Source organism: Flectobacillus rivi, from assembly GCF_030056655.1.
Taxonomy (GTDB): domain Bacteria; phylum Bacteroidota; class Bacteroidia; order Cytophagales; family Spirosomataceae; genus Flectobacillus; species Flectobacillus rivi.
In genome coordinates this window covers 127,900-142,838 of record NZ_JASHIE010000015.1, presented here as the reverse complement: position 1 = coordinate 142,838, position 14,939 = coordinate 127,900, and the positions used below count along the sequence as shown (strand labels likewise).

The 14,939-nt window shown below is 38.7% G+C and carries 13 protein-coding genes; 7 read left to right on the top strand and 6 right to left on the bottom strand.

Annotation, left to right across the window (positions count from 1 at the left end; translation table 11 throughout):
- Positions 1 to 14: 14 nt before the first annotated feature.
- From trpD to purB, 4 genes are all read right to left on the bottom strand, one after another.
- The gene (trpD, locus tag QM481_RS20015; protein ID WP_166552347.1) at positions 15 to 1,001 is read right to left on the bottom strand and encodes an anthranilate phosphoribosyltransferase; all 987 of its coding nucleotides are present in this window, start codon (positions 999 to 1,001) and stop codon (positions 15 to 17) included.
- Between the two features lie 66 nt (positions 1,002 to 1,067).
- Entirely contained in the window at positions 1,068 to 1,634 is a 567-nt protein-coding gene (locus QM481_RS20010) for an anthranilate synthase component II (RefSeq protein ID WP_283383047.1), read from the bottom strand.
- Between the two features lie 36 nt (positions 1,635 to 1,670).
- The gene (locus QM481_RS20005; RefSeq protein ID WP_283383046.1) at positions 1,671 to 3,077 is read right to left on the bottom strand and encodes an anthranilate synthase component I family protein; all 1,407 of its coding nucleotides are present in this window, start codon (positions 3,075 to 3,077) and stop codon (positions 1,671 to 1,673) included.
- 383 nt (positions 3,078 to 3,460) lie between these two features.
- Complete coding sequence (gene purB, locus QM481_RS20000) at positions 3,461 to 4,807, bottom strand: adenylosuccinate lyase (protein ID WP_166552349.1); 1,347 nt, start codon at positions 4,805 to 4,807, stop codon at positions 3,461 to 3,463.
- Between the two features lie 126 nt (positions 4,808 to 4,933).
- Here purB and QM481_RS19995 point away from each other — a divergent pair, with 126 nt between their 5' ends.
- From QM481_RS19995 to QM481_RS19970, 6 genes are all read left to right on the top strand, one after another.
- Positions 4,934 to 5,962 (top strand): sensor histidine kinase, encoded by a 1,029-nt coding sequence (locus tag QM481_RS19995; protein ID WP_283383045.1) that lies wholly within the window; start codon positions 4,934 to 4,936, stop codon positions 5,960 to 5,962.
- 446 nt (positions 5,963 to 6,408) lie between these two features.
- Entirely contained in the window at positions 6,409 to 6,891 is a 483-nt protein-coding gene (locus QM481_RS19990) for a GNAT family N-acetyltransferase (protein WP_283383044.1), read from the top strand.
- Positions 6,892 to 7,071: 180 nt separating this feature from the next.
- Entirely contained in the window at positions 7,072 to 8,175 is a 1,104-nt protein-coding gene (locus QM481_RS19985) for an alkene reductase (RefSeq protein WP_283383043.1), read from the top strand.
- 143 nt (positions 8,176 to 8,318) lie between these two features.
- Positions 8,319 to 9,062: a type 1 glutamine amidotransferase domain-containing protein gene (locus QM481_RS19980; protein ID WP_283383042.1), complete on the top strand. Its 744-nt coding sequence runs from the start codon at positions 8,319 to 8,321 to the stop codon at positions 9,060 to 9,062.
- A gap of 93 nt (positions 9,063 to 9,155) precedes the next feature.
- On the top strand, positions 9,156 to 10,277 hold the full coding sequence (locus tag QM481_RS19975; protein ID WP_283383041.1) for an alkene reductase: 1,122 nt from the start codon (positions 9,156 to 9,158) through the stop codon (positions 10,275 to 10,277).
- A gap of 117 nt (positions 10,278 to 10,394) precedes the next feature.
- On the top strand, positions 10,395 to 10,973 hold the full coding sequence (locus QM481_RS19970; RefSeq protein ID WP_283383040.1) for a Crp/Fnr family transcriptional regulator: 579 nt from the start codon (positions 10,395 to 10,397) through the stop codon (positions 10,971 to 10,973).
- Positions 10,974 to 11,201: 228 nt separating this feature from the next.
- Here QM481_RS19970 and QM481_RS19965 read toward each other — a convergent pair whose 3' ends face one another.
- Both QM481_RS19965 and QM481_RS19960 read right to left on the bottom strand, forming a co-directional pair.
- Positions 11,202 to 12,065 (bottom strand): DUF4249 domain-containing protein, encoded by an 864-nt coding sequence (locus QM481_RS19965; RefSeq protein ID WP_283383039.1) that lies wholly within the window; start codon positions 12,063 to 12,065, stop codon positions 11,202 to 11,204.
- Between the two features lie 3 nt (positions 12,066 to 12,068).
- On the bottom strand, positions 12,069 to 14,372 hold the full coding sequence (locus QM481_RS19960; protein ID WP_283383038.1) for a TonB-dependent receptor: 2,304 nt from the start codon (positions 14,370 to 14,372) through the stop codon (positions 12,069 to 12,071).
- A 189-nt stretch (positions 14,373 to 14,561) separates the two neighbouring features.
- Here QM481_RS19960 and QM481_RS19955 point away from each other — a divergent pair, with 189 nt between their 5' ends.
- Entirely contained in the window at positions 14,562 to 14,771 is a 210-nt protein-coding gene (locus QM481_RS19955) for a helix-turn-helix domain-containing protein (protein ID WP_166552358.1), read from the top strand.
- Positions 14,772 to 14,939: the final 168 nt, after the last annotated feature.

Here is a 14,939-nt window from a genome sequence, read left to right as displayed (position 1 = left end):
AAGGTTTTAGGGCATTAAGCAATAAATTTCTTGAAGGATTCAAAAGCTTTTCCACTTTCTAATGATTCTTTGGCTTTGGCAACAGCATCCTCTAAACTGAGGCTGTCACTTGCACAATACAATGCAGTAGCGGCATTTGCCAAAACTACTTCTGTTTGTGCTTTGGTTCCTTCATTGCTTAGTACCGAGGTCAAGATTTTAGCAGACTCTTCAACAGTATGTCCACCATGTAACTCTTCTGGATTACATTTTGAGAAGCCTAATTGTTTTGGAGAAATGGTTTCAATTCCTTTTTGTGTAATTAAAACAAAGTCTCCAGTCAATGAGATTTCGTCATAACCGTCTAATCCATATAATACACCGAAGTTTTTTCCTGTTTTCTGAAAAATAGCTCCATACAGTTTCAACACCTCTTCATTATATACTCCTGTGATTTGTTTCTGCACTTTTGCAGGATTCAAGATAGGACCAAGCATATTGAAAAAAGTTTTCATGCCAAGCTCTTTACGAATTGGACCTACAAATCTCATGGCTGGATGAAATAGCGGTGCATGTAAGAAACAAATACCTGCTTGTTCGATTTTACGACGTAAATATTCTTCATCATTTGAGAATCTTACACCCAAGTATTCTAATACTGTTGAAGATCCAACCGAAGATGAAACTCCATGATTACCATGTTTGGCAATGGCTTGACCAGCACCTGCTACAATAAATGAAGCTGTGGTAGAAATATTGAAAGTATCTTTACCATCACCACCAGTACCACACAAATCCATTGGGTCGTATGCCGATAGGTCGATAGTTACCGCCAAATCAAGCATAGCGTCTCTAAAACCTTCTAATTCTTCTGGCGTAATAGCCTGAATCATATAAGTTGTTAGAAATGCCGCTATTTGAGAAGGATTTGCATCTCCTCTACCAATAATCGAAAGGGCTGCATAGGCCTCTTCTTGCGTTAATTGATTACCAGCAATACGTTTATTTAAAAAAGACTTCATAGTTGAAATGTTTGCTCTAGACGCTAAGTTGAAAACACTTGAATATTTTATGGAAATAAAAAGTAATTAGCTTTTTACCCAGTTTTCAACCATTTTGACTCCAAACTGAGTAAGATATGCCTCTGGGTGAAATTGCACCCCACGAATATCATATTTGGTGTGAGCTTCGGCCATCACAAAACCTTTTTCATCTACAGCCGTAATAATTAAGTCTTCAGGCATTGTTTCGGGAACAACCGTCCATGAATGATAGCGACATACGTCTACTTCTTTTGGCACACCTTGAAAAAGTACTTCGTTGGGCTGAGTAATGATACATTTTGTAGTTACCCCATGTAGTACATCGCCCATGTTGAGAAGCTTAGCTCCAAAAGCTTCGCCAATAGCTTGGTGACCAAGGCAAACGCCAAAAATACTTTTGTTTGGCGCATATTCTTTGATAACGTCTAGTAAAATACCTGCTTCTTCAGGAATACCTGGTCCTGGAGATAGAAGGATTTTATCATATTTTTTTACTTCTTCTAAAGCAATTTTATCATTTCTGAAAACGTCCACGTCGTTTCCTAAATCTTTGAGAATATATACAAGATTATATACAAAAGAGTCGTAATTGTCGAGTACTAAGATTTTCATGTTTTTATGCGATTTGACCTAAAAGTCAGTTGAATACTAGATTTGTTCGGCTACTTCCAATGCTTTGCGCAAGGCTGCTAATTTGTTGTGTACTTCCTGCATTTCGCTTTCGATAACAGATTTTGCCACTACACCCATTCCTGCTTGGTAATAAAGTGTGTTGTTTTTGCTCAAGAATGTACGAATAGCAATAGCATGGTTAAAATTACCTTGGAAATCCATGTACCCAATAGCCCCACCGTAGATATGGCGGTTGGTAGTTTCGAGGCGATTGATGATGGTCATAGCATTGTGTTTTGGTGCGCCTGATAACGTTCCAGCAGGGAAGGTATCTGCTACCAATTGTAATGGGTTTGTACCAGCTGTCATGTGACCTGTGACTTTAGATACCAAGTGGATTACATGCGAGAAGAATTGAACTTCCTTGAAAGTTTCAACTTTAACAATATCCGAGCTACGAGACAAGTCATTGCGTGCTAAGTCAACTAACATAACGTGTTCGGCAGATTCTTTAGGGTCGGCGTGGAGCTGACGAGCCAATTCGGCATCTTTTTCGTCGTCACCCGTACGACGGAATGTGCCTGCAATTGGGTGAATTTCAGCGAGTCCATTTTTGATTTGAATTTGTTTTTCAGGTGATGCTCCGAAAATACGGTAATTTTCATAATCAAAATAGAACATATAAGGCGATGGATTTATCGAGCGCAATGCACGATATACTTGGAAATCGTCACCTTCAAAAGTACGGCTAAAACGACGTGAAGGCACAATTTGGAATACATCTCCACGCAAACAGTGCTGAATACAAATTTTGATTACCTCACGCATTTCGTCGTCGGTAACGTTCGTAATTTCATCGCCAGTTACCGTAAATGATTTTGTCGCATAGTGAGGCAAATCAAGCAACATTTCGAGCGATTCTAAAGATGGTGCTGTTGTATCATTGTATTCGTGGGCATACAACGAAAGCTCATCTTTGAAGTGATTAATCGCAATTACATAGCGATATACATAATAGATAATCTGTGGAATTTCGGTATTCTCGTTCTTTTCTTGAATCTCAATATCCTCAAAATATTCTACGGCATCATAAGAAATATGTCCAAACAGCCCGTTGGCCATTGGCGCATAATCAGGTTGTCTGTTCCATTCAAATCTTTCAGCAAAATTCAACAAAGCTTGTACAGCATCTTTGCGACGAGCTAAGGTAAATGTTTCGACGGTACCATCGGGGAAAGTTTGAGTTACCACATCGTTGTCGATGATAAAACTCGCCACTGGATCACAAGCAATATGGCTATAGCCATGCTCTTTGCCATGATAATCAGCACTTTCTAGAATTACGGTATTCTTAAACTTGTTTCTGAGTTTGAGAAATACCCCCACTGGAGTAATCGTGTCGGCTAACTTCTTTTTCTGAACGGTCTGAACGGTAAATTTCATGATGTTAGGGTGTGGTAGGTTTTCTACCTGTTAGAATCAATGGTTAACTTTTGGCAAAATCAATTGGACACAAAAAAAGACCTACTGGTTGAACAGTAGGTCTTTTCGAATGATATATTTTTTCCGAAAACACAATAAGGTACTGCTCAACCGAGTTTCGTCAGTTGCCACCACCATGCTGTATTTTTGAAATTTGTTGTCATTTTTAGAAAATCTGATTTTTTTATTTTTTGCAAACTTAATTCGAATTTTTGTTTTTCAAAAAAAGTTTTTCAAAAAAATACAAAAATGGTAGAATAAAAGCTTTAATCTTACTTTTGAGCACTTTAGAAAAACAGCTTTTGTTGCTGAAAACTTATTGCCAATAGCTGAAGACCAATATCTTACTCCAAGATTCCAAGGTAATTGAATGGAGAAATACGTTTTAATTCATATTTCACTTTATCACTAATTTCAAGCGAATCGATAAAGTTCGCAATCGTTTTTGACGTGATTTTCTCGTTTTTACGAGTCAAGGCTTTCAATGCCTCATAAGGTTGTGGATAACCTTCACGACGTAAAATCGTTTGAATCGCTTCGGCTACAACGGCCCAGTTATCTTCAAGGTCGGTATTGATAGCATCTTGGTTCAATTCCAATTTGTTCAAACCTCTCAATAATGCTGTTAATGCAATAATTTGATGTGCTACTGGCACACCCAAATTACGCAATACCGTAGAGTCAGTAAGGTCACGCTGTAAACGAGAAACTGGTAATTTTGCTGCCAAAAACTCATACAAAGCATTTGCAATACCTACGTTACCTTCTGAGTTTTCAAAATCAATTGGGTTTACTTTGTGTGGCATCGCCGACGAACCAACTTCACCTGCCTTGATTTTTTGCTTGAAATAGCCCATCGATACGTATGTCCAAACATCACGGTCAAGGTCTAATACAATATTATTAAGGCGTTTGAGGTTGTCCATCAAAGCCGCCAAGTTATCGTAATGCTCGATTTGTGTAGTGTATTTGCTACGAGACAAACCCAAAGAACCTACGAAGTTGTTACCGAAATCAATCCAGCTAGTTTCAGGATATGCTACATTGTGAGCATTGAAGTTACCTGTTGCCCCACCAAATTTGGCAGAGTAAGGAATCGTTTTCAATAAGTCCATTTGGCGCTCAAGACGTTCGGCAAATACCCAAAACTCTTTGCCTAAGCGAGTAGGAGAGGCTGGCTGTCCGTGAGTGTGTGCCAACAAAGCTACATCTTTCCACTCTTCACCCAAGGCTTTGATTTTTTCAATAACCTCTTGAAGTTTTGGTAAAACAACCGCATCCATAGCATCTTTCAACGAAAGTGGAATAGCTGTGTTGTTGACATCTTGCGAAGTCAAACCAAAGTGGATAAACTCAAGGTATTGTTCAATACCAAAATTGCTAAGTTTATGTTTGATAAAGTATTCAACCGCCTTTACATCGTGGTTGGTTACTTTTTCGGTTTCTTTGATCCAAAGAGCATCTTCTTCAGAAAAATTACGATAAATGTCACGCAAGGCACCAAAAAGGTCTTTGCTGACACCTTCGAGTTGTGGCAATGGAATTTCGCAGAGCGCAATAAAATACTCGATTTCGATAAGGACACGGTACTTGATTAGTCCGAATTCTGAGAAATAAGGAGCAAGACTTTCTACTTGCTTGCGGTAGCGTCCATCTACTGGAGAAATGGCAGATAATTGATTCAGTTCCATAATTATGCTTTCAAAGTGCAAAGGTACAAAGTTTTTGCTTGCATATCCTGAGATTTAACACAACAAACACCAAGAGTTTCGAAAAAAAGCCCAAACTTTGATGAATTATTCCTTAAAGTTGAAGTTATGTTATTAAATCCCAAGTTGTTGGCCACGCTACTTTCGATAGTAATTGCCATTTTTACGACTTCTTTTCTCTCTTTTTTGCCCGAGGCCAATGCCAACATTCTCTTTATCTGTTTTATCGCTTCATTTATTATCGCAGGATTGCTAATCTATTTTACACTTGATTACTTGGTATTTCAAGAAATCAACAAGATGTATGATACCATCAATCGTTTGAAGATGAAAGATTTTGGGGTTTCTCGCAAAAAGCTCTACAAAAATGCCAATCCACTCAAAAAACTGAATGATGAATTGTTTGTCTATGTTTCTAAAAAGGAACAAGAAGTTAATGAGTTAAAAAGACTTGAAAAATATCGTCGTGAATTTTTAGCCAACGTATCGCACGAACTTAAAACGCCCATTTTTGCAGCACAAGGTTTTGTTCATACGCTATTAGATGGAGCTATGGACGACGAGCGTGTACGAGTGAAGTTCTTGACCAAAGCTGCCAAAAGTTTGGATGGGCTCGATATTTTGGTAAAAGATTTACTCACACTTTCTCAAATGGAAACAGGGGATATTCGCATGAATCGTGAGCGTGTAGATGTCAAACAAATTACGAAAGAAGTTTTTGAACAATTAGAAAGTAAGGCAGAAACCAAAAATGTGACCCTTCAAATAAAATCTCCTGAAAGTCAAGTTTGGGTAAAAGCCGACGCACAGCGTATTGGTCAAGTGATTACCAATTTGGTTGAAAATGCGATTAAATACGGAAATGAAGACGGAAAAGTATTGGTATTATTTGAAGATGAAAAGAAAGATTGGCGTATTTCGGTAAAAGATAATGGACCAGGTATTGCTCCAGAGCACTTAAGCCGAATTTTCGAACGTTTTTACCGTGTCGATAAAGCCCGCAGTCGCTCGGATGGTTCTTCTGGATTAGGGTTGGCTATTGTAAAGCATATTTTGAATGCACATAAAACCAAAATTACGGTAGCATCTAAACCCGATAAAGGCACCTCTTTTTCATTTAAGTTATCGAAAGAATGAGAGAGTTTTAAGTGATGAGTTTTGAGTTGTGAGTGATGAGTTGTCCTTTGTCCTTGCCTAAAATACAAGTTATTAAATATTGTCTTATATTCCTTTTATAGCGCGGTAGGTGCGAAAGACTTCACGATAGTTAGTGTTCTTTTGCCCCTACGGCGCTTTTTTATTCAAGTTTATCAAAAAAATTAGGTAAAAATGTTGAACTATTTATCCATTTTTTTAATTTCGTAAATAGTTACGTAAGTGATTACTTATTTTGAAGTACTAAGTAAAATTATATTACTATGCTGTATGTATTATGCTCTATAAAAGGTTTAATATCTTTTCTTTTCTAGGAAACCAAAGAAACATTTTACCGAGTGCCCATAGCTGATAACCGAAAGCTAAATGATTCAATCTTATTTTTTACTCACAATTCGCAACTCATAATTCAGCATTTATACTATCCCATGATTCAAATTAGAACTTTTCAATCGCAAGACACAGAGCAAATTGTAAATTTGATTCTGACTATTCAACAAGTGGAATTTCAGGTGCCAATCACTATCCAAGACCAACCCGATTTGTTAGAAATACCCAATTTTTATCAACATGGTAATGGCAACTTTTGGGTGGCTGTTCAAGGCGATGAGGTAGTAGGTTCCATTGCCCTCATTGACTGTGGCGGACCAATTGGTGCTATCCGTAAAATGTTTGTGAAGAAGGAATTTAGAGGAAAAGAATTAGGCATTGCACAAAAACTGCTTGATACACTTACAACAAAGGCGCAAGAGGCACAAATGCAACATCTTTATCTTGGCACAATAGAGCGTTTACAAGCTGCTATCCGTTTTTATGAAAGAAATGGCTTTACTTATATCCCCAAACAAGATTTACCATCAAGCTTCCCAATCATGGTTGTAGATACACATTTTTATGTGAAGGAAATATAAAAAGGGGCAAAGTGGCATAGGCACAAAGGCACAAAGTGGGTTTATGATTCATAAAATAACACTCTGTGCCTTTGTGCCTGTTGCCTTTGTCCCTACGTAGTGTAAACTTGTGACCTAGGTCACAGGTTCGAGTGCCTACTTTGTATGAACTTTGTAACATCAATCAAAACAACATGGGTTATGTTATTTAAGTCATATTCGTTAGGAAATATTTCGCTTAAGAATCGTATTGTCATGCCACCTATGACACGTTCGAGAGCTGCAAAAGGTGACGTAGCAACCGATCTAATGGCCGAGTATTACAGCCAAAGAGCATCTGCAGGTTTAATTATTTCGGAAGGAACACAAATATCTAAGCAAGGTCAAGGCTACGCTTGGACTCCTGGGATTTATACGCCAGAACAAGTAGCAGGCTGGAAAAAAGTCACAAACGCCGTTCATCAACATGGCGGAGTAATGTTTGCTCAACTATGGCATGTTGGGCGGGTATCGCACACTTCTTTACAACCCGATGGTCAAGCGCCAGTATCTTCATCGCCTCTAGTAGCTGAGGGGGTAAAAGTATTTATCGATCCAGAAAATAAAGGCCCAGAAGCGGGTGTTGGTGGTATGATTCAACACTCAGCTCCTCGTCCTTTAACCATTCCTGAAATCAAGTCAATTATCCAAGACTTTGCTAAAGCTGCTCAAAATGCGCTAGATGCTGGTTTTGACGGAGTAGAGCTACATGCAGCCAATGGATATCTTATCAATCAATTTATCGACAGTCAAGCCAATACTCGCACCGACGAGTATGGAGGAAGCTTGGAAAACCGACTTCGTTTTTTGAAGGAAGTTGTAGAGGTTCTTTGTCAAGTGGTGGGTAAAGAGCGTGTAGGAGTAAGGTTAGCGCCTTTGACTACACTGCAAGGCTGTGTCGATGATAACCCTGAAGAAACGTACTTGGCAGCGGCAACTTTGCTACAAGATTTGGGTGTAGCATATATCCATATTGCTGAAGCAGATTGGGATAATGCACCAGATATGCCTATTGCTTTCAAAACTGCACTTCGTCGTGCGTTTAAAGGTACCATGATTTACGCAGGAAAGTATAGTAAGGAGCGTGCAGAAAAAGCCTTGGCGGAAGGATGGGCAGATATGATTGCTTTTGGTCGTCCGTTTATTGCTAATCCAGACTTACCTGCCAGATTGCAAAATGACTGGCCTCTCAACGAAGGCGACCGCACCAAATACTTTGGAGGTGGTGCTACAGGATACACAGACTATGGCGTATTTAGTGAATGAGCTAGGCTCTAACAATTTCGGATTGGGGATTTCTGATTTCGGAAATGCAGGAAATACTTTTATTTTTTACAAAACATAACTTAAAAAGTAGATTACTCTTCCGCAATCCACCATCCGAAATCCACAATCAAATTATTTATTTTATGAAAAACATCGTATTGACAATCGCTCTGAGCGTGTTGTCCTTCTGGGGTATTGCCCAGACAAAATCAAAAGGAAAAATCTTAATGGTGCTTTCAAGTCATGCCGAATTAGGTAATACTGGGAAACAAACAGGATATTATTTGAGCGAAGTAAGTCACCCTTGGGAAGTATTTACCAAAGCTGGTTACGAAGTTGACTTTGTAAGTCCACAAGGCGGGCAGCCTCCTGTTGACGGATTTGATTTGACAGACCAAGTAAATAAAGAGTTTTGGGAAAATGCTGTTTACAAAAACAAGTTAGATCATACACTTACACCCAAACAAGTAAAAGCCTCGAACTACCTAGCCATTCATTATGCAGGAGGACATGGTACCATGTGGGATTTTCCCAATAATGAGGAATTAGCCAAAATAGCGAGTAAAATTTATGAAAAAGGCGGTGTGGTTAGTGCTGTTTGTCACGGACCTTCAGGCTTATTGAATATTCGTTTGGGCAATAATCGCTATTTACTAGAAGGAAAAAATGTAGCAGGTTTTTCAAATGAGGAAGAAATTGCCGTGAAACTAGAGAAAGTTGTACCATTTTCTTTAGAAGACGAACTCAAAAAACGTGGTGTCCATTATTCCTCTGCTCCAGCATGGTCTGAATATGTAGTAGTAGATGGCAAATTAATAACAGGTCAAAACCCTCAATCTGCAAAGAAAATGGCAGAGGAAGTGGTTCTTGTATTGAAGAATAAGTGATAAAGTGTACAGGTTCAAAGGCACAGAGGGATTGACTTTAAATTCATTTTACACTTTGTGCCTCTGTGCCTGTTCCCTTAAACCTTTTAAAAAATGAACTCAACAATCAATCTATTCGCACCAACTACGGTTGGAACATTGGCATTGAAAAATAGAATTGTGATGGCGCCCATGACACGTGCGCGCAATTTCGATGGCATTCCAAATGATAATAATGCACTTTATTATCAGCAAAGATCAGGCGCTGGACTTATCATTACCGAAGGAACAGCCATTTCGAATACGGCTATGGGAGTACTACATATCCCTGGGCTTTATACTGCTAAACAAGTTGAAGGTTGGAAAAAAGTAACTTCGGCAGTACATCAAAAAGGTGCAAAAATCTTTACCCAGTTGTGGCATGTCGGACGTGTGTCGCACGTATCCAATCAGCCCAATGGTCAGGCGCCAGTAGGGGCGTCGGATATTCAAGCAGAAAATTCTTTTGCTTGGGGATATGATGAAAATGGGAAAGAGACCTTTGTGAAATGTTCAAAACCTCGTGCTTTGACGACTGAGGAGGTAAAAGAAGTAGTACAAGATTTTGCAAAAGCTGCCAAAAATGCCATCGAAGCAGGCTTTGATGGGGTAGAGCTTCACGGAGCAAATGGCTATTTGATTGAGCAGTTCTTAAATCCAATGATTAATAATCGTACCGATGAATATGGTGGTACGATTCAAAATCGCTCAAGATTTTTGCTCGAAGCTATAGATGCTTGTATTGCCGAAATTGGTGCTTCAAAAGTAGCTATTCGTTTGACCCCCTATGGAGGTATGCACGAGTTGCCACATTATGACGAAATAGACTCAACCTATCAGTATCTAGCTGAAGAGTTATACAAAAGAGGCATTGCATTTATCCATCTCATGGACCAACAATCGAGAGGTAGTTATGCTTTGCCTGATGGATTCTTGTCGCGTTTTCGTACTTGGTATAAGGGCGTAATTATTTTGGCAGGAGGTATGAATCGTCAGAAATCACAAGAACTTATCGATACTAATTTGATTGATTTGGCTGGTTTTGGAGAAGACTTTATCGCCAATCCAGACTTGGTGGAACGCCTCAAGAACAATTGGCCAATGACCCCACCCAACCGAGCACTACATTATGGCTTGATGTTGGAAGGGTATATAGACTGGAAGACTTACGAGGAAGAACAGTTGGTGAATGGGTGATTGGAGATTTAGAAAAAAGGGTTTTATCCCAACCCCTCAACTTACCATCACTCACTCAATAATACATCTTTTGCCTCCATACATTGGTATTCGTCGATACCAATGTATTTTTGTTTTATGGATGCAAAGACTTTTTTACGAAACCATATTGCCGAAATTGTTGAGATTGACGAAGATACATTCGAAGAGGTTTTTACTTTCTTTAAACCCAAACAGGTCAAAAGAAAAGATCTGCTCATTCGTGGTGGAGAAACTGTTTTACAAGAATATTTTGTGGTAAAGGGGTGCCTCAAAACCTTTTGTCACGACGAGCATGGGCGTGAGCATATCGTACAATTTGCCTTAGAAAGTTGGTGGGTTTCAGATTTCCCTGCACACGCTTCGCAGGCACGTGCCACTATGTGCGTAGAAGCCCTAGAGCCCTGTGAAGTATTGGAGCTTACCTACGAAGCACGTGAGGAAATTTGTCGCAAGTGGCATTCAATGGAACACTTTTTTAGGAAAAAGTCTAATGCTGGTTATGTAGCACTCCAAAAACGTATTTTGTCTTTATTGCAAAACTCAGCTCAAGAAAAGTACGATTTACTTTTGACTCAATATCCACAACTCTTCCAAAGGGTTTCAAAAACCTTGATTGCAGCCTATCTGGGCGTTTCTCGCGAAACCTTGAGCCGCCTTGGTAAGCATAATAAGTAAGAATTTAAACTATTGCGGATTTCAGATATTGGATTTCGGAAGTATAGCCCACTTTTTAAATTATAAGTCGGAAGACGTTATTAGTTAATAGTATATCGGTTATTTGAAGGTGTTCATAATCAAAATGTTATGTCCTAGCTGCACCTCAGGTATACTATTGATTTAATCCTTCCTTTCTACTTAAGTATATTTCCGCAATCTGAAATCCCAAATCCGCAATAGCCACTACTATTCGTACCATTTGTCTGCTCTCAGCATTACGCCGTTGTAGCCAGCAAAAACGCCATATCCCCCTATCATGTTTGAATATAGCTTCATGGGCTCACTACTGGAGAGGTCATTGATTTGTGAAAACTCTTTGTGGTAACGATAATAATGCTCGTCGGTCTGACAGATATAAAACATAAAATTACCTGTATGGCTTTTCTCCAATCTTTTGTAAGGATAGATACCGCCTACAATCGGATATTCGATTATGCCATTTTGAATATTGTCGTCAGAAATAGTTCGCTGCGCATCTACACCTGTAAGATAGGTCTTGTGTTCAAGTGTATCTGTTTCATAGTTGAGACCAAAAGCAGCATAATAGTTTTTCTCGTTTCCAATATCTTTCCACCGTAAATAGTATGGCAAAGAAGCCATAGGATTTTCAAGATTAAAAGTCGCTCTGGTTACAGAGACCGTATTGGAGTCAATCGTGCTAGGAATGATACAACTGGCAGAAACGCTATCTCCCTTGGGTGTAGTGACTAATAAGCGATATTGCTTATGAGCTTCAATTTTGAAAAAGTTTTTTGACGAAATATATTTTTTCAACTGTTCATTCCACTGAAGAATTACCTCTTGATTTTGTTCATTTCTTAAAATTACTCTAGCATTACTAATGTATTGATTTGAAGTGCCTGAGCCCTCGCCGACAGTGGGTGTCGTCATTTTGACTGTCACCTGAATGACGGTATCTTGAGGCGATAAAAAACATAATACATAGGGCTGGGTGGTTGATTTTACGATAGAATCTTCCTCAAAAACACCAAAGTTTTCACAACTACACATCGTGAGCAGTAGGACAAAAAGATAGATACACTTTTTCATAGGTTAGAATTTGATTTGATAACTAATAGATGGAATAATAGGAAATAAACCTCTGCGGTAAAGTTTACGCTGTGTCGAATTAGGAGCGTCTTGACTTTCATAGTAAAAAGGATTTACACGGTTGTAAGCATTGAATACGCCCAACTCCCAGACACGCAGAAATTTTTTCTTTTGTTTTGAAAAACGAACATTCACATCCAAACGATGATAGTCAGCTGCTTTAAAGTTTCCTCTTTCATCATAAACACGTGCCACTATAAGCGATCCACCTGAAGGTGGGTAGTCTGACTGGACAGGGAACTGATGCGTTTCGGGTATATATTGCCCAATAGGAACAGTCAGGGTATTGCCTGTGGCATAAATCCACGAACCAGACAAGGTAATATGAGGCTTGAGCTGATAAATACCAACCAACGATAAAGCATGACGACGGTCGTAGCGAGGGAAAAACTCTTTCCCATTGTTTAGGTCAGCAAAACGATGTTTGACCTGCGACAACGTATAACTAATCCAGCCTGTTAGGCGACCTGTGTTTTTCTGTAGCAAAACTTCCATTCCGTAGGACTTTCCAGTGCCTATAGCAATATTGTCTTCCCAGTTAGAGCCATCCAATCGTTTATTGGCTTTGATGTCTAATAGTAAAAAACTGGCTCCATCCTTGTATCCAATCACGTTTTCTAAAGATTTATGATAACCTTCTACAGATAAAGAAAAAGGAGAGTTGCTGAAGTTTTTGGTAAAACCCAAAGTCACTTGGTCTGAGCGTTGAGGAGGAATTTTGGAACCTGACGAAACCCATAGGTCTGTTGGCAAGTCTAATGATGAATTGGATAATAAGTGCAAATACTGGCTCATTCTTGCGTAAGAAGCCGTAATGCTCAAATTTTTAGTAGCCTGAAAAGAAGCATTCAAGCGAGGTTCGAGATTATGGTAAGCTTTGCTATCTACAAAATAATTGGAGGCTCTTAAGCCAGCACGTACCTGCATTTTTTCTGAAATACGCCAAGTGTCTTCAAGATAAATAGCGCTTTCTATACCATTGGTTTGCTTAATTCTATCGGTGTTTATGCTTTGCGAATATTGATTGTAGATATAGGCACTTGGGGTAAATTGGTGATGGGTTGCCAATATACCCGCTTTGAGTGTATGAGCAGGATTGAGATAAATGTCAAAATCAGATTTCAACCCAAAATCTTGTATTTGAGAGTAATATTCTTCGTAGAATTTTTGTCCAAAACTTTCTTCTTGAAAAATCTTAAATCGAAAGTGACTAAAAATTAGGGAAGTATTAGCAAAGACCTTATCTGAAAAAAGGTGATTCCATCGAAGTGTTGCAGTGGCATTGCCCCAGCCAAAACCCGAAGTCCTATACTTAGTAACATCTTTTGAGACATCTCTTCCAAAATAACCACTCAAATACAAGCGATTATGCGCATTGAATTCGGTATTAATCTTGGCGTTTAAATCATAAAAACTGGTATTTTTCAAGTCTAGGCTTCTGGGTAAAACTAAGTCTACATAGGTTCTACGAGCCGAAACAATATAGGAAGTAGGGTATTTGAATTTGATGGGTCCTTCCAAGGTAATTTTACTGCTGAGTAGCCCAATACTGCCTTCTCCATGAAATTTTTCGTGACTCCCTTCTTTCATTTGCATATCTAATACAGAAGAAGTGCGTCCGCCATATTTGGCCGAGAAGCCTCCTTTATAAAGGTCTGCTTGCTTGATAGCGTCGTTGTTGAATACTGAAAAGAAACCAAATAAATGATAAGCGTTGTACACAACGGCGTCGTCGAGCATTAATAAATTTTGATCTGAGCCACCACCCCGTACCGACAGCCCTTGTGAGCCTTCATTGCCTTTTTGAACCCCAGGTAATAGTTGGAAAGTTTTTAAGACGTCTTTTTCTCCTAAAAAAGAAGGTAACTGTTTTACATCAGACATTTGTAAAGACAGCATACTCGGGTCTTCATTGTCAGTGTTATGAACTTTTACTTCCTCCAAAAGCGTATTAGATGGCGTGAGCTCGACGATAAGATTTTGATTTGCTATCAATAGCATTTTTTTTGAAAAACTTTGATAACCCACTTTCGAAAACTCCAGCTCATATTCCCGACTTGCATCAAGTTTGATGGAGTAAAAACCATATACATTGGAAGTGGTCCCAATACGAGTATTTTTGACTCGAATGTGTACGTCGCTGAGGGATTCTTGACTTTTAGCTTCACGGACATAGCCACTTAAGGTCTGAGAAAGGCTTTGAAAGGTAGTTAATAGGAATAAAGCCCATAGATACAATTTGCGCATAGAAATATTAAAACTAAGTGTAAGTAGTATGTGTATGAAGCAAAGTTTGATGCTAAAATGACCGTTTACAAGCTTTTTAACATTTCAATTATTCTTTACAGGAATATTTCTACACGAAAGCGTACTTTTGTAACGTTTATACATACGTTACTACTACACAAATTAATTTAATCTCCAAACATTAATTCTATGCAATTCAGAGGTTCTATCGTCAAAAAAGTTCGTAAAGAAAAAGGTTTCAAACAATCACATCTTGCCGAGTTACTCGGTATGTCACAATCCTATTTATCGAAAATTGAAAATGACAGAGTGTCTATGTCCGTCACTGACTTAGGAAGAATATCAACTGTGCTTGAATGTGAAGTAGGTAGGTTTTTTATCGCCAAGAAAAGACCTTAAGTAAAAAGACAAATAGGTGAAAAAGTAAAAGCTCATGCCAATTTCTTGACATGAGCTTTTATATAAACGGTGATTCAAGTAATTGTGCAAAATCAGATTTAAAATGCCTAGGCACAAGGCAACAGGCAAAGAGTGTTAACATGTTTTTAATAACCAAAGACATGCTTT